This window comes from Phycisphaeraceae bacterium (assembly GCA_019636555.1).
Classification (GTDB): Bacteria; Planctomycetota; Phycisphaerae; order Phycisphaerales; family UBA1924; genus JAFEBO01.
Genome location: JAHBXH010000001.1, coordinates 2,861,217 through 2,877,294, shown reverse-complemented (window position 1 = coordinate 2,877,294; position 16,078 = coordinate 2,861,217). Strand labels below are relative to the sequence as shown.

General features: G+C 63.4%; 14 protein-coding genes. 7 read left to right on the top strand and 7 right to left on the bottom strand.

Translation table 11 applies throughout. The features are described from left to right. Nucleotides 1-209 precede the first annotated feature (209 nt). Nucleotides 210-1,640 (top strand): Na+/H+ antiporter NhaA, encoded by a 1,431-nt coding sequence (gene nhaA, locus KF691_12340; protein ID MBX3390228.1) that lies wholly within the window; start codon nucleotides 210-212, stop codon nucleotides 1,638-1,640. A 242-nt stretch (nucleotides 1,641-1,882) separates the two neighbouring features. After that, nucleotides 1,883-3,625: an agmatine deiminase family protein gene (locus KF691_12335; protein MBX3390227.1), complete on the top strand. Its 1,743-nt coding sequence runs from the start codon at nucleotides 1,883-1,885 to the stop codon at nucleotides 3,623-3,625. Nucleotides 3,626-3,821: 196 nt separating this feature from the next. On the opposite strand, the gene KF691_12330 is transcribed toward KF691_12335, so the two are convergent. The 5 genes from KF691_12330 to KF691_12310 all read right to left on the bottom strand — a co-directional run bounded on the left by KF691_12330 (nucleotide 3,822) and on the right by KF691_12310 (nucleotide 7,428). Further along, nucleotides 3,822-3,989 carry a hypothetical protein gene (locus KF691_12330; protein MBX3390226.1) on the bottom strand — a complete coding sequence of 56 codons (168 nt, stop codon included), beginning with the start codon at nucleotides 3,987-3,989 and terminating at the stop codon, nucleotides 3,822-3,824. Between the two features lie 150 nt (nucleotides 3,990-4,139). After that, nucleotides 4,140-5,681, bottom strand: a complete 1,542-nt coding sequence (locus KF691_12325; GenBank protein MBX3390225.1) for a SpoVR family protein — start codon at nucleotides 5,679-5,681, stop codon at nucleotides 4,140-4,142. An 84-nt stretch (nucleotides 5,682-5,765) separates the two neighbouring features. Beyond that, nucleotides 5,766-6,032, bottom strand: a complete 267-nt coding sequence (locus KF691_12320) for a hypothetical protein (protein MBX3390224.1) — start codon at nucleotides 6,030-6,032, stop codon at nucleotides 5,766-5,768. A gap of 287 nt (nucleotides 6,033-6,319) precedes the next feature. Then, nucleotides 6,320-6,994, bottom strand: a complete 675-nt coding sequence (locus tag KF691_12315) for a hypothetical protein (protein ID MBX3390223.1) — start codon at nucleotides 6,992-6,994, stop codon at nucleotides 6,320-6,322. 17 nt (nucleotides 6,995-7,011) lie between these two features. Beyond that, complete coding sequence (locus tag KF691_12310; GenBank protein MBX3390222.1) at nucleotides 7,012-7,428, bottom strand: DUF721 domain-containing protein; 417 nt, start codon at nucleotides 7,426-7,428, stop codon at nucleotides 7,012-7,014. A gap of 344 nt (nucleotides 7,429-7,772) precedes the next feature. Here KF691_12310 and KF691_12305 point away from each other — a divergent pair, with 344 nt between their 5' ends. The 5 genes from KF691_12305 to lpxA all read left to right on the top strand — a co-directional run bounded on the left by KF691_12305 (nucleotide 7,773) and on the right by lpxA (nucleotide 12,531). Beyond that, nucleotides 7,773-8,867, top strand: a complete 1,095-nt coding sequence (locus KF691_12305) for a hypothetical protein (GenBank protein ID MBX3390221.1) — start codon at nucleotides 7,773-7,775, stop codon at nucleotides 8,865-8,867. A 130-nt stretch (nucleotides 8,868-8,997) separates the two neighbouring features. Beyond that, nucleotides 8,998-9,333 carry a ferrous iron transport protein A gene (locus KF691_12300; GenBank protein MBX3390220.1) on the top strand — a complete coding sequence of 112 codons (336 nt, stop codon included), beginning with the start codon at nucleotides 8,998-9,000 and terminating at the stop codon, nucleotides 9,331-9,333. Then, nucleotides 9,330-11,423, top strand: a complete 2,094-nt coding sequence (locus KF691_12295; GenBank protein ID MBX3390219.1) for a ferrous iron transporter B — start codon at nucleotides 9,330-9,332, stop codon at nucleotides 11,421-11,423. Before KF691_12300 ends, KF691_12295 begins: the two co-directional genes overlap by 4 nt. After that, entirely contained in the window at nucleotides 11,423-11,599 is a 177-nt protein-coding gene (locus KF691_12290) for a hypothetical protein (GenBank protein MBX3390218.1), read from the top strand. The genes KF691_12295 and KF691_12290 overlap by 1 nt, the downstream gene beginning before the upstream one ends. A gap of 113 nt (nucleotides 11,600-11,712) precedes the next feature. After that, nucleotides 11,713-12,531, top strand: coding sequence for an acyl-ACP--UDP-N-acetylglucosamine O-acyltransferase (lpxA, locus tag KF691_12285; protein ID MBX3390217.1), 819 nt, complete (start codon nucleotides 11,713-11,715; stop codon nucleotides 12,529-12,531). Nucleotides 12,532-12,571: 40 nt separating this feature from the next. Here the strand turns inward: lpxA and rlmKL are convergent, their stop codons facing one another. Further along, nucleotides 12,572-14,821, bottom strand: coding sequence for a bifunctional 23S rRNA (guanine(2069)-N(7))-methyltransferase RlmK/23S rRNA (guanine(2445)-N(2))-methyltransferase RlmL (rlmKL, locus tag KF691_12280; GenBank protein ID MBX3390216.1), 2,250 nt, complete (start codon nucleotides 14,819-14,821; stop codon nucleotides 12,572-12,574). Between the two features lie 12 nt (nucleotides 14,822-14,833). Further along, nucleotides 14,834-16,033: a glycosyltransferase gene (locus tag KF691_12275; GenBank protein ID MBX3390215.1), complete on the bottom strand. Its 1,200-nt coding sequence runs from the start codon at nucleotides 16,031-16,033 to the stop codon at nucleotides 14,834-14,836. Nucleotides 16,034-16,078: the final 45 nt, after the last annotated feature.

The following is a 16,078-nucleotide window of genomic DNA, read 5'->3' as shown; positions in this document are numbered from 1 at the left end:
GCCAGAATTGCCTAGGGTGGCGTGCGGGAGTTCCGTCTCATTATCGGCTCGCGCCTGTCGGCAACTCCGCCTCGCCTCCGGTCCACCGGCGAAATCGGTTCGGTCGCTTTCTGAAGCAGGCAGGCCAACCATCACACACCGCCCGCCTGCGCGGCCGGCGCGGTCGTTGTCTCGATTGCGGCTTTCATTCCAGTCACGGGGAACACTCGATGGCGCAGAAGAGTCCCGATTTCTTCAAGCAAGTCACCAAAAAGCGGCGCCCGATCGATGCCGCAATCGAGCCGGTCGCGTACTACGCCGGAAAGGAAGCCGCGGGCGGCATCGTGCTACTGGTGGTCACGATCGTCGCGCTGATTCTGGCCAACAGCACGCCCGCCATCGCGCACGCGTTTCACGACTTCTGGACCGGGATCCCGGTGAAGCTGCACATCGGATCGTGGGTGTTCCCCTCCGGAAAGCATCCGGGGCACCTGGAGTGGTGGGTGAACGACGCTCTCATGGCGGCGTTCTTCTTTGTCATCGGCCTCGAGATCAAACGCGAGTTTCTCGCGGGCGAATTGAAAGATCCTCGAAAGGCGGCGCTGCCCATCGTTGCCGCCGTCGGAGGAATGGCGATTCCCGGGCTGATCTACGCCGCGTTCAACTGGGGCGCCGAAACCATGCGCGGCTGGGCCATCCCGACCGCCACGGATATTGCCTTTGCGCTCGGTGTGCTGGCGCTGCTGGGCAGGCGCATCCCGCCCGGGCTGCGCGTGTTTCTTGTCACCCTCGCGATCGCCGACGATTTGGGCGCGCTGCTCATCATCGCGATCTTCTACACGAGTTCAGAGGACCTGAGCATGCTGTCGCTCGGCCTGGCGTTTGCCACCATGGCAGTGATGGGTTGCATGAATTTCCTGGGTGTCCGCCGCTGGTGGATCTATGGGATCGCCGGGCTGGTGCTGTGGTATTTCGTGCTCCAGTCGGGCGTGCATGCGACCATCGCCGGCGTGATGGGGGCGATGATGATCCCCGTCCGCACACGCATCGACGGCGCGGAGTTCGCTCGGGTTGCGCGCCGATTGGCCGACGAACTCGATCGTGATATCGCGGAGGAGAACAACGGCAACGGAGGCCACGGCAAACAAACCATGATCATCACGAGCCCGGTTCAGCAGGGTGTGCTGCAGACCATGGAAAAACTGGCCGAAGGCGCCCAGACGCCGCTCCAGCGACTGGAAAAGGGAATGATGCCCGCGGCCGTGTTCTTTGTCGTGCCGATCTTCGCTCTCGCGAACGCGGGCGTGTCGGTCGGAGATGTGTTCGCCGACGCCGTCCGCGATCACGAAGCGTGGGGAATCGTTGCGGGCCTTGTTGGAGGCAAGACGCTCGGCATCGTCGGTGCCTCGTTCCTGGCGGTTCGCCTCGGCTTCAGCGCGCTACCGACCGGCGTCACGTGGAGGCACATGGTGGGCGCAGCACTCCTCGGAGGCATCGGCTTCACGATGTCGCTGTTCATCGCGCACCTCGCGTTCGGGGGATCCGAGCGGCTGCAAATCGCGAAGCTGGCCGTGCTCACCGGCTCGACTCTCGCCGCGGTTCTCGGCGCCGGCGTGCTTTTGACCTGTCGCGCGACGCCCGAACCCGAGTCGAATCACTGAGCGGGTTGCCTCGACCTTGCCGGCGGATACCGGACGCCCGACACGGTTCGGAGTGAACATGCCGAGGCGTACGCAGGTCTTACTTGAGAATCTGGCTCCATTGATCGGCCGAGGATTGGTGCCGGCCCGGAAAGCGTTGCCGCCGCGACGCGAAAATGCCTTGTTTGGCAGAACGCGCGCAGTTAGAATCGAGTTCGGTTCAATTGATGCGCCGTTCACCCTTTCCGCCCCAAGGATTCTCCATGCGTGTTTCGATCGCCCTGCTCGCCGGCGTCGCTGTTGGTTCCTCTTCACTCGCCCAGCAAGTTCTTGAGTCGCAACCCGGTCCGATCCTCGAAGACGGCCGCCTCGTCTTCCCCGAAGGGGCCGATATTCCGCGCTCGATGACGCAGGCCGAGCGCGATTACATGGCGCTCCATCCGGCGCAGCAGAATCCGTTCACCGATCGCATCGGAGGCACGCGCCCGCCCGGCCCCATCAAGTGCCCCGGTGAATACGCGCCGGCGCAGGCCATCCTCATGTCCTGGGACGGCACAACGGCGCAGAACAACATCCTCGCGACGATGGCCAAGCACATCACCACGACCGGCAACGCCGACGTCTACATGGTCGTCGATACCACCAGCGAGCAGACAAGCGTCACCTCGTCACTGTCAAGCGCCGGCGTCAACATGTCGCGCATCAAGTTCTTCGTGCGCACCACCGACTCCATCTGGATCCGCGACTACGGCCCGCGCTTCATCTACATCGGCACCACCGGCGTCCCCGGTCAAGGTGCAGTCCGCGGCATCGTCGATCACATCTACAACCGCCCCCGCCCCAACGACGACGCCTTCCCGCTCTGGTTCGGCCCCTCCGGCTTCGCGAGCAAGAAGTTCGGCGTCTACGACCTGGGCATGACGCACGGCGGCGGCAACTACCACCTCGATTCGATCGGACGCTCCTTCGCGACGCAGCTCATCCAAAACGAAAACCTGTCGCTGAGCGCGTCGGACATCATCAACACCTGGCACGATTTCCAGAACGTCAACACGACGATCCTGCCGCCGTTCCCGACCTCGGTCGACAGCACGCAGCACATCGACATGTGGATGCAGATCATCTCGGACAGCCGGGTCATCATCAGTGACTGGCCCAGCAACCCAGGGTCCACGCAGGACGTCATCTGCGACAACGCAGCCGTGCAGCTCGCCGGCATGGGCTACACCGTTTTCCGCACGCCCGCCCGCTCGCTCAGCGGCACGCACTACACCTACGCCAACATGGTCGTCTGCAACGATCTCGTGCTCCTGCCCACGTACACAAACTCGACGATGACGAGCGCCGGACACAACACGCAGGCGCTCACCGCCGTGCAGCAAGCCTTCGATTTCAACAACGACGGCATTCCCGACAAAACAATCGTTCAGGTCCCGTGCGACGCGCTGGCAACCTCCGCCGGCGTCATGCACTGCATCGTCATGCACGTGCCCGCGGCACTCGGCGCCCCCGGCATCAACGGCCAGTGCCCGACGGCGCATGTCAGCACGCTCAACAGCGCCACGACGCTGACACCGGGACAGTCGTTCCCCCTCACCTGGCTCACCGACGACGACAAGAACATCGGCACGATCGACATCCACTATTCCGCAAACGGAGGCGTCTCCTTCCCGCTCACGGTCGCCGCGAACATTTCCGACAGCGGCACACTCGCCTGGACCGTTCCGAATCACCCGACCGCCAAGGCCCGCATCCGGGTCACAGTGCGCGATCTCGACGGCAACAGCGCCACCGACATCAACGATGCCAATTTCACGGTTTCAGGCACGCCCTGCCCGGCAGATATCAACCTCGACAGCTACGTCGACGATATCGATTTCGTCCAGTTCGCCGGAGCGTACGACGAGCTGACTTCTTTGCTCGGCGACTTCAATGACGACGGCTATACCGACGATCTTGATTTCGTCATCTTCGCCGGTGCTTACGACAGCTACGTGTGTCCCTGAACGTTTTTTGGAGAGTGACGTTCGAGGTTTGGCGGAAGCACACGAGCGGGGAGACGGCTTTCCGCCCGGCTCGCCACGCGAATCGTGATCGGCGAAGTACCGCGGCGCGTGTGATGGCACTCGCTCGTTGGCGGCTCGATCGCCCCGTTCAGGGGCGTGGTGATACGCAGCGCAGACGCGTTGCGCGACCGGGGCGCTACTTCTTGCCCGCGTTCTTGATGTTGTCGCTCGATTCCTGCAGGTCTTCGCCAAGGCCCTTGGTGGCGTTGCAGCCGAGGATGGTCACGGCGACGACGGCCGCCGCGGCAATCCCAGCAACACGAACGAGCGGACGAACCTTTTTGGTGTGGTTGTGAGTAGTCATGACGGGAGAATACCCGGCTTTTTTGGATTTGCAACCGACCGACCGGGCCCGCTCGCTTTTTGCCGCCGCGCTCGGCAAGGTATTGCATCACCGTGAACGGTTTCGCACGTTTGACTCATCCGACTTGCACGACTGAAGCCGGGCCCGGTCTCACTCGATGGAGTGCGCGGGTTTGGGCGTATCGGAGTTGATGCGTTCCTTCTTCGGCTTCCCGCCGATTTCTTCCATCGAAAGCAGGTGCAAGTCTTCGTTGATGATCGCCTGGAGATGCACCGGTCGGCCCCAGATCAGCCGCACGTTCTGAAGCACCTGCTGCGCTTTGGCGGCGTCGATCTCGAGCCCCGCAAACTTGTGCGCGAGGTAGAGCTCCCCCCGGTTCTGGAAGTTGGCGTCGGCCACATAGATAAACGGCTGTCCCATGTTGGTGAGATGGTGCAGCAGCGTCTGCTTCACGCGCTGGAAGTCGCGCGACACGACCTTGATCTCGCCCGTTTGCGGATCGCGCTTGTGCTGGTACATCTTGTGCCGCTCGACGAATTCCTCCGTCAGGAACTCATCGATGAAACTGATGTCGTTGTAGATGCGCCGCACTTCGAAGATCTTCTCGCGCCCCTTCATCGACTTGTCATCGAACGCCTGCTTGGCGCCGATCGCCTCGAGCTGCTCCCACGCAGCGCCGTGCCGGCCCGTGTCCCATCGGCGCTCGATGTCCTTGAAAAGCTCAACGCCGATCTTGTACGGGTTGAAGCCGCCCGGCGCCATGTGCACCACGCCGGAATGCTGGTCGGCGTAGTGGATGATCTCCGTCGCCTCGAGAAAGTGCTGCGTCATGAGCTTGCTGTGCCAATAAGTCGCCCAGCCTTCGTTCATGACCTTCGTCATCGCCTGCGGCGCGAAGTAGTACGCCTCGTCGCGAACGATCCCGAGGATGTCCTGCTGCCAGTCTTCGAGCGGCGCGTTCTTCAGCAGGAAGAGCAGAATGTCGCGCGTCGGCTGCGCCGGGTACCGCGCCCGCGCCGCTTTCTGCTGCGCTTCATGCGCCTGCTTCTCCCGGTCAAGTGCGTGCTGCGGGTTGATGAACGGGTCCATGTAGTCCTTGGCCGGAAGCTTCTGCGGCTCGAACTTTTCGTGTTCCCTCCCGCCCGATCGCGCCGGCGCCGCGTCGCGCTGCACGAACATCGAGTGCGGGTCGATCAAGTGCTCGATCGTCAGACACGCATCCAGAAAGCGCTCCACCTCTTCTTGTCCGTGCGTGTCGGCGTGGCGCCGCACCCGCGTCGCGTGGTTCGCCATCTCGTCCATCATCTTGCGGCTGGTCTTGCTGAACCAGAAATTGTTCTTGAAGAAATCCGCGTGCCCGTAGACGTGCGCCATCACCAGCTTCTGATCCGTGACGCTGTTCGATTCCTGCAGGTACGCATAACACGGGTCGTTGTTGATCACCATCTCGTAGATGCGCCCCAGCCCGTACGCGTCGCGCTTCGAGAGTTTCTCGTACTCCATCCCCCAGCGCCAGTGCGGGTAGCGCGTCGGGAACCCACCGTAGCTCGCGATCTGGTTCATCGTGTCGAACGGCAGAACCTCGAAGATCACCTCGGGAAAATCAAGGCCATACTCCTTCGCCTTGGCCTCGATGGCCTTTTTGTGCGCGAGGAGTTCCGGAGAAAGATCTGTGTGCGGCGTTCCGGGCATACGAGAGTTATCGGCGAGATTCCCTCAAGAGATACGCGGAACTCGCATTCCCGGTGCGGCCGGAGGCCCGATTTCAACCTCGCCTCATCCAAACAGGCCGGTGAACCGCGCGACGATCCAGAAAACGCTCAGGGCCGAAGCCAGCACAACATAAATCAGGAGCCGGAACGTTAGTTTTTCGACCTCGCCCATCACCTCGGCGCGGTTCCGCTTGATGAAAATCCGGGCCGCTCCCGGTGCGCCGAAAAACAGCAGCCACAGCGAGAGAACCCCCGAACCTGCGTAAGAGACAACAAACCCCCGCGGATAGGTGGCGGTGGGAATCTGGATTTGATTCCATAGGACCGGCAAATCTGGACCGTGCCGAGCAGACCGCTCAGTGCCCCGAGTGCGCCCGCCGAAAAAACAAACCAAAGTCGGCGCGGATTCGGCTTGGGAATCCGTTCGAGTTGCAGCCGCAACGGCGCCCGGCACTCCGGGCATGTTTCCGCCGTGATCCCGCGCAGGTTGTACCCGCATCCCGGGCAAAGGGCATCGTTTTCTGACAGAAAAGCCCTCAGCGCCGTCGTCGACATGCCGCGATGCTACCAAGTTGCCCACGACATCCTGCCCACGACTTCTTGCCCACGACACCGTGTCTAGAACATCCGCATGAGCACGGAAAGATAGTTCGCCACATAGTCCAAGATCGTCGCGATGAACACCGACACGCTCGCCGTCAGCAACAAGGCGTTCGTCCGCGGCGACATCGCCTTCATGCGCGGAATCGCAAGAAGCCCGACGCCGCCCACAAAGAGACTCAACACAAAAACGATGATCGTGATCTGATACACAAAATTCTGAGCAATGAAAAAAGTCCAGATGTTCTCGATCAGCGACGGCTCCCTGCCGCCCGCGTTCACTCCGCCGCCGGAAACCGGCAAGCTCCCGGGCGCCGGCGGCAGCGCAAGCTGCCGCGGCAATCCCGGCGCCGGAGCCGCGTTCACCACAGATGGAAACTTGCGCAGCGTGCCCTTGTGATACTGCCAAACCCTCATCCACGTCGAGAACGTTCCCCCAACTCCCCATATAAAAAGCGAGCCGTTGATCAGCAGCGAAAACATCCACTGCGGCACGAAACTCAGCCGGGGCTTGAGTTGCAGCGTGAGCGGCCACGCGCACTCGGGGCACCGGGATTGATCGCATCCGTGAACGTCATATCCGCAGTCCGGGCACCGTACGCGTCCTTCGCGCAGAAAAAGAACTCGAGCCTCATCCTGCGAGGCTCCCGCCGGCGACTCCGCGGATTGGATTTCGCTGGGAGGATTGCTCATACGCGGCACAATCGCGATCACCGATCACGCGGGGACTTGGCTCTGGTCTTTTTTCCGTTCTCGTGCCGATCCGGCTGTACTCGATTCCGCACCGGGCCCGCGACAAACCGCAACCGCAAAACTGGAACCCCTCTGCGAGCGAGCGCGCCGGCTCCCTCGCTCTGAAACCAATGATTCACCGAATACGCCGCGGCAGAAGAATCACAGGCGATCTCAAGCGTCCCCGAACGCAGCGCGACAGGCCGACAGGATTCGGCGATTTCGGGCGGGGCAGTTTCCTCCCACGCTTCGGTGGCCTTGATCAACCCGCGGTCAGCCCTTCTCGCGTCTTGCGCTATCCGCTGAACCCCCGCTGAAATCGTGAGGTTCTTCGGGACACTCAAACGCCACTTTCGCAGCCGATCGAGATGGAGTTTGGCGGCGGCAGAATGCACGGATCGAGTGTACAGCCTCGCCGCAGCGTTCCCGCCTCGGACGGACTATTGTTTTATGCCGATCGCCGGTTCCGGATTCTCAAGGCCGCCGGCAAGTGAAATGAGCGAGTCCTGTTTTTTGCTCGGTGCCAATGGAAGCGCCGACGGACTTCTCGATCGGTCCAAGCGATGCGCGAGAGGGAACATTCGCCAGCGCGGAAAGTCGAGCGAAGAGATTGGGTAATCGTCGAGGACGGCGTGGGAGGGGCAGGGGCGGCTATCCGCATGGAGCCGGCGGTGGCCATCCGCACGGCCGGCTCGGTGACCATCAGGGCGGCGGTTGGGGGGGCGGCGTCGCCGCCCTCATGCGCCCCGGCCCGGTGACGTTCCCAGGTCTCGAGATCCCGCCCGGGCTGACACGCATCAAGCCCTTCGAAGATCTCACCTCGATCGATCCGGCGCCACGCCTCACGCTCGAGTACGCGGGTTGCCCGGCGAGTTGCCGCCTCATCGACCTCTTCTGCCCGATCGGCCGCGGCCAGCGCGGGCTCATCGTCTCGCCCCCCAAGGCCGGCAAAACCACGCTCCTCAAAGACATCGCGACGGCGATCCTGCGCAACCACCCCGATGTCGAGGTCGTCGTCCTGCTGGTCGATGAGCGCCCCGAAGAGGTCACCGATTTCCGCCGCACCTTTTCGCAGTTTCTGACCGAGCAAGCCGACACCGTGCGCCGCGGCGAGCAGGCGGTCGCCGAACTCATGAAGGAACTGCCGCCGGATGTTGCCGCACAGCTCAACGCCGGAACCAACGGCGATGCCGACATCCCGCACGCGTCGGCGCCGGCCCCCGCGCCGATCGCCGTTGCCCCGCGCGTTCGGGTTGTCGCCAGCAGCAACGACCACCCGGTCGAGAAACACATCCAGGTCGCGCTCGCGACGCAGGCATACTGCAAGACGCTCGTCGAAGCGGGGCGCCACGTCGTGGTGATGCTCGATTCGCTCACGCGCCTCGGGCGCGCGTTCAACAACTCGCGCCATCACGCCAGCAGCGGCCGGACGATGACCGGCGGACTCGACAGCAAGGCGCTCGAAGTGCCGCGACAGATCTTCGGCGCCTCGCGCAACACCGAAGAAGCCGGAAGCCTGACGATGATCGCCTCCTGCCTCGTCGATACCGGCAGCGCCGCCGATCAGGTCATCTTCGAAGAGTTCAAAGGCTCGGGAAACATGGAGCTCATCCTCGATCGCAAGATCGCCGAACGCCGCCTCTTCCCCGCGATCAACCTCGCCGCCAGCGGCACCCGCAAAGAACACCTCCTCATGAGCGAGGCCGAGCTCAACACCATCACCGCGCTGCGCCGCCGCCTCCTCGCGATGCCGCCCCATCAGCAGATCGAGCAATTGCTCGCGGCACTCCAGCGTTTCCCCACCAACGCCGCGCTCGTCGGCAGTGCGGGATAATCAAAGATTCGACGCTCCGAAGCCGGATGCCTTGTGCCTCGATGCCCCGTGCCTTGATGCCTTCTTCTTTGTCGACCACGCTTCGCTCCAGTCGAATCGCGATCAACGCTCACCTCGCTACCATGCGCACGTGAGCGTCCCGATGAATACTCCGCCGCCGGGCTGTGTCGCCGAACCACCCACCGGCCCGACGAGTTCGCTCGATTCTCTGCGTCCCGGCGAGATCTCCCACGTCGCCAGTCTCGGCGTCGATGACCCGGGCGATGCCGCTCTTCTTCGCGCCATGGGTCTGCGTCCCGGAATCCGCGTGAAGGTCGTTCGCCTCGGCGAACCCACGATTCTTGAAGTACTCGGTGCCGAAGCGTGCGGCTGCGCGTGCGCAAGCCGCATCGGCCTGACCAAAGCGCTCGCGTCTCGCGTGCGAGTCGCGGCATCCGGGGTCACGGGGCCGGAGAAGGCTCGATGAGCGACTGCCCGCGTTGCGAATCCTGCGCAGTGGGTGTGGAGTTGGATGAAGGCGCGCCCGTGATCTCCGAACCGGGCGTGCTGCATGTCCCGCTCCTCGGAAACCCCAACACCGGCAAGACCACTCTGTTCAACTCGCTCTGCGGCCTCCGCCACAAGACAAGCAATTTCCCCGGCACGACTCAAGAAGCGAGAATCGGCGTCGTGCGCCTCGGGGCATCGGGCAACGGCGCGACCGTTCACCTCGTCGATCTTCCCGGCATCTACTCGCTCGAACTCGACCTGATGGAAGCCCGCATCTGCCGCGAGGTGCTCGCGGGCAGGCTGAGCCCCCGGGGCGAACCGATCGGCGACCCCGAGGCCATCTGCATCGTTGCCGACGCAACCAACCTCGCGCGCAACCTTGTTTTCGTCGGCGAGGCCCTCCGCCGCCGCTTGCCGACCGTCGTCGCGCTCAACATGATCGATCTCGCCCGCGCGGAAGGTCGCGATATCAACCTCCGAACGCTCGAAGAGCAGATCGGTTGCCGCGTCATCGCCGTCAGCGCCCGAAAGGGCGACGGCCTGCAAGATCTCGCCGCGGCACTCCGCACGGCGACCGTCCCGACGCACACCCCGCCGGGCGATCAGGCGGAACTCGAACTCTGGGCCGATCGCCTCGCGAGCAAGGCCATGCAGCCCGCCGGGGACGCGGCATTCGCAACTCCCCGCGCTTCGCTTACCGACCGGCTCGATCCGCTCCTCGTCTCACCGTGGACCGGTGTCCCGATCTTCGCACTCGTGATGGTCGCGTTGTTCTACGCCATCTTCTCGATTGCCAAGTTCCCCATGGACGGGATCGACTGGTTCTTCGGATACGCCGCGGACAAAATCGAGTTCTATTTGCCGCCGGGAATCCTGCGCGATCTGATCGCGCGGGGAGTGGTGGTGGGTATCGGCGCCACCGCCGTCTTCGTGCCGCAGATCTGCCTGCTCTTCTTTCTCATTTCGCTGCTCGAAGACACCGGCTATCTGGCGCGCGCGGCACTCCTGATGCACCGCGCGCTCCGGCCTTTCGGTCTGCCGGGGCACGCCTTCGTTCCTCTGCTCTCGAGTCACGCCTGCGCGCTCCCGGGCATCATGTCCACCCGCGTCATCCCCGATCGGCGCGAGCGACTCGCGACCATTCTCGTCGCACCCTTCATGACTTGCTCCGCCCGCCTCCCCGTCTACGTGCTCATCACAAGCCTTCTCTTCAAGGGCAAGCCGCTCTACGCCGGTCTCGCCTTTGTCGGCTGCTACATGCTCGGTGCGCTCGCGGGACTCGTGAGCGCGTTCATCGCGCGCCGGACAATTCTCAAAGGGCCGTCGCGCGCGATGGTTCTGGAATTGCCGACCTACAAAGTCCCGAGCCTCCGCACCGCGCTCGCGACGACAATCGACCGCGGCTGGGTCTTTCTCAAGAACGCGGGCACCAACATTCTCGCGATCTGCGTCGTGCTCTGGTGGCTCGGAAGTTACCCGCACGTGCCGCCGCCGGAAAGCGCGAACTTGTTGCGCGAGCAGGCGACGAGTCTGCAGGCGATCGCCGACACCGAGGCGGACAAACAAAAATCCGGAGAAATGAGCGATCGGGCGAAGGAACTTGGTGAAGAGGCCGATCGCCTCACCGCCGCGAACGCCAAAGCCAACTCGTTCATCGGCCGCATCGGAAAAGCCGTGCAGCCGGTCTTCGCACCGGTCGGCTACGACTGGCAGCTCACGGTCGGCGTGCTCACCAGTTTCGCCGCACGCGAAGTCTTCGTCTCAACGATGGCGGTCGTCACCAGCGCAGGTGACGAAGACCCCGATGTGCGCGATCAGGGGATCATCGACTCGATCGCAAGTGCGCCGCGCAGCGACGGCAAGACGCCGATCTTCACTCCCGCAACCTGTTGGTCGGTACTGGTTTTCTTCGTCCTCGCGATGCAGTGTCTGCCGACGCTCGCGGTCACAGCCAAGGAGGCCGGCGGCATCAAGTGGGCGCTCCTGCAACTCGGCTGGATGAGCGTGATCGCCTACGCCGCGGCATTCATCGTTTACCAGGGACTCCGATTCGCGGGGGTGTCCTGATGTCGCTCCCGATCGGGGATTGGCAGTTCTGGGTCGCGACGGTGGTTGCGGTCCTTGCGCTCTGGCTCGTCCTCCGCAACTTGCTTCCCCCCGGTTGGCTTCCGTTTACAAAGCCAAAGCCGAAGGAAACCAAGACCTCGATCACCATCCGGGGCGAACCGGTCGATCGAAAATGACATCTGTTTGACGCCGTTTCGCGCGGACAGGGTGGAATTGCGGAACTCGCGAATCTCGCACGGAATTTGTCGAAATACCGGTGGAGGGGTCCGCGTCGAAGCTACGGTGGGTTATGACAAGTGTGCATCCGACGTCGATTCTCTCCAAAGAGTGTGAGATTGGCGAAGGAGTTGTGATCGGGCCCTGGTGCGTTCTGGCAGGCCGGATTCGTATCGGCGACGGTGTCCGCCTGATCGGAAACGTGTACCTTCAGGGTCCGCTCACGATCGGCGCACGTACGGTCATCTATCCGTTCTGCGCCATCGGTTTTCCACCCCAGCACGTTCGCTTCAAGAACGGTGATCCGACCGCCGGTGTCATTCTTGGAGAGGACACGACCCTCCGCGAACACGTCACGGTCCACGCCGCGACCGGCGAGCAACGCGCAACAACGGTGGGCAACCGAAACCTGTTGATGGTGAATTCGCATCTCGGCCACGATGCCCGCACCGGGAATGACGTCGTTCTGGTGAACAACTCTGCGTTGGGCGGGCACGCCGAGGTGTCGGATGCGGCCACGCTGGGCGGCGGCGCACTCGTTCACCAGTTCACACGCGTCGGGCGCATGGCATTTGTCGGGGGCGGAACACGAGCCGTCGCCGACGTACCGCCCTTTACGAGCGCGGTCGAGCGATCACGCCTCGCGGGAATCAACCTGATCGGACTGCGGCGCGCCGGTGTTGCGCGGCACGACATCACCAGTGTGCGCGAGGCATTCCGCAAGAGCTTCCGCGAACCGATGACCCGGCCGGAGATGGTCGAAACTTTGACGCGCCTCGGCACGCGCTGCGCGATGGTCGCCGAAATGGCGACGTTCGTCAGCCAGTGCGCGAACCGTCCGATCAGTGTCGGCTACGAACGGGGCGAGCACGAAATCGGCGCGGTGGTCTGATTCGCGATCGAGGCAGGCGAAAGCCCGCCGCGCGTTTGGATCAGGGAACCGCGATCTTCCAGCACCGGTGGATGCGCTCGTTGCGGAAATCCTCGGGCACAGTTTGCCGGCTGATCTCGCGCACCTGCAACCCGGCTGCCTCGAGCTTGGTTTCGTCGAGCTTGAACTGACGAAAATTGTTCGAGAAGAAAATCGTCGAACCCTTCGCCATCATCGCGGCAGTTCGCGTGATGAGTTCGATGTGCGCCGCCTGCACCTCGAAGTCCGCCTCCGTGCTCTTGCTGTTGGAAAAAGTCGGCGGATCGATGACCGCCAGGTCGTAGTGCTCTCCGGGCGCGTGCCCGCGCAGGAACGCGAGCACATCCGAGCGCACCAGTTTGTGCTGCTGCGGGCTAAGGCCGTTCAGCGAAAGGTTCCGCGCCGTCCAGTCGAGGTAGGTGTTGGAAAGATCGACGCTTGTGGTCGAATCCGCGCCGCCCGCCCCCGCGTAGACCGTGAAGCTTCCGGTGTAGCAGAACAAATTGAGAAACCGCTTGCCTTTGGCCATGTCGCGCACCATGCCGCGCGTGATCCGGTGATCGAGAAACAGGCCGGTGTCCGCGTAGTCGGTGAGATTCACCTCGAATTTCAGCCCGCCCTCGCGCGCGACGATCGTCACATGATCGTCGCCCACGCGCTCGTGCTGCGTCAATCCGCGCTGGCGCGGCCGGTCCTTCATATGCATGTGCGACGGGTCGATCTCCAGCACCCGCGCGGTCCGAGCAACGACCTCGTCGCACCAATCCGCGTGCTGCGCGAGCGAGCGGCTGTGCGCACGCTCGTGCTCGAAAATGTGCGCGTGATCCTCGTACCGGTCGATCACCAGCGGCACATCGGGACAATCCCGCTCGTACAGCCGGTAGCAATGAATCCCGCGGTCCGGCCACTTCCGCAAATGCCGCACGCGCTTCGCGAGCCGCGACTCGAAATCGTTCAGCTCCCGCACATCACGCTCGCGCAACCCGCCGAATGCAGGCACCCCCTCCCTGAGGGAGGGGGTTGGGGGTGGGCGCGCTTTGTTGAATTGGCTACCGAAATCTGGATCAGCCTCCCCCTCCGCAGTCGCAGCCTCGCTCTGTCGACTCGTCCATTCCGCATTCGGCCGCGGTCCCAAAAACGAGTAATACGTGCACTCGATCTGCGCATTGAAAAGCTTGCGCCGGCGCGTCGCCTTCTGTCCGAGCAGCCGCTCAAACTCCGGGTAGGCCGTGAGAATGTGGTGCGACCACGTCGGCATCGACCGGAACACCCGCGGCATCGCGCGATACAACTCCTCGACCGGCGCCGTTTCTCCGAGGCGCACCCCGTACGGCGGATTCGAAATCGTGCATCCGTATTCGGCTTTGGTGGCAAGATCTTCAAAAGCGCGCTTGCTGAAATGGATCGCGCGATCGACGCCCGCCGCCGCGGCGTGCCTCCGAGCGAGCGCGAGCGCCTCATCGCTGATATCGCCGGCGTGGATCGTCACGGGCAGCTTGTCCTTCGCCAGGTCCGCCGCTTCCTCATCCGCCGCGTCCCACGCCGACTCGGGAATCGCCGGCCAGTGCGCGCTATCAAAATCACGCGTGCGACCCGGCGCGATGTTCAAGCCAATCAGCGCCGCCTCGATCGGGATCGTCCCGCTGCCGCAGAACGGATCGATGAGCGGCCGATCCGGATTCCAAACGCTGAGCAGAACGAGTCCCGCGGCCAGCGTTTCCTTCATCGCGGCTTCGCCCACATAGTCGCGGTAGCCGCGCTTGTGCAGCCCGACGCCGCTGGTGTCAATAGTCAGAACACAGGTATCTTCGAGCAGGGACACCTCGATCATGACGCGCGCGCCGGTTTCAGGCAGCGTCGTCGTGCGATGCGCTCCCAGCAATCGTTCGACGACCGCCTTCTTCACCGTCCGCTGAATCGCGGGCACGCTCGAAAGCTGACTCTTGACGCTGCGCCCATTCACCGGAAACTCAAAGTCGCGGCCGATCCACCGTTCCCAAGGCAGCGACTCTGTCGTTTCAAACAGCGCATCAAAATCGGCGCACGCAAACCGCGCGATGGTGAGAAGCACTCGATCCGCCGTGCGCAGCCAGATATTCGCCCTGGGAATCGCTTCCAGCCCCGCCTCGAACAGCACCCGCCCGGTCGAAACAATCTTCGCCTCGTAACCCAGTTGCGCAAGTTCGCGCTGCGCGACCGATTCGAGCCCGAATGCCGTGGCGGCGACGAGTTGGAAATGCTCGGTGGATTTGAACTGAGGGGAATCGTTCACGGGGGCTGAAGATTAGGAAGAAGGCGCGGCGTCGACCGACTCGCGGATCACGCGCCGCATCTGATCGAAATTGGCCTCTTCAGAAAACCGCTCCGCGTTCACGCGGCAGGCGCGCGCCGCAGAACCCTTCGACGGGCAATGCCCGATCGCATCCGCAAGCGATTCGACGGTCTGCTCATCGAACACGACTCCCGTTTGGCCGTTGATGACGGTGTCGCGCGAGCCGCCGACACCGAACGCGACCACCGGAGTGCCGCAGGCCTGGGCTTCGAGCGCGACGATCCCGAAGTCCTCGAGCTGCGGGAAGAGCAGCGCATCCGCGCGCCGGTAGAGTGCTCGCAGCAGCGGATCGCTGACGCGACCGAGCAGCGTGACGTACTTTGAATCGGCGGTGCTTTCCTTCAATCGGCCAAGCTGCGATCCCGAACCGGCGACGACGAGCGGACGTTTCAGCCGCTCCGCCGCGGTAATCGCAAGCTCCGCTTTCTTGTACGGCTCGAGCGCGCCGATATAGAAGAGAAAACCGGAGGGGAGCGAACCCAGCTTCGACTCGTCTTCCGCGGAGAGCGCATCGTCTCCTTCCGGTGTGAAGTAGAGTGTTCGCACCGGCGGGAAAACGATTTCGGAGTCGAGCCCGTAAAAGTTTCGGATGCGTTCCTGCGTGACGGTCGAGATCGCGATGTACCTCGTGACGTGCTGAGCGGCGCGATAGTCGAGCCGACGAAGAAACGGCGAGCAGCCGCGTAGGCCGAGACCCATCAGTCCCTGGTTGTACTGATCCCCGAGTTCCCAGAGGTAGCGCGGGGGCGTGAAGCAGACGCAGATGTGGCGCACACCCTTCGGCACGCGCAGCGCGTGAATTGCCGCGGAACTGGACGAAAGGACGACATCGATCGGACTGCGCGCGTGGTCGTGCGCGAGTGTGCGGGAGAGAGTCGCGACTCCGGCATGATAGAAAGGCAACAACCAGCGACGGGCACGATCCGAACCCGGAACGCTGTTCAGAAACGACACTCGCCGCGGCAGCGAGTCGATCGCGGACGTGATCGGCCTGCCGTTGTCAAACATGGTGTAGACAATTGGCCGCGGTCGATCTGGCGATTCGTGCGCAATCAGCCGTGCGTGGCAATCAAGCACGCCCTCGCCGCCTCGGTAGCCGACGAGCCAGTCGTGCGCGAGCGCGACGCGGGGAAATGGTGAACCGGCTTCCAAGGGGCGAAGCGTACCACTCCGGACACGGGCGATTCGCGCACGAAA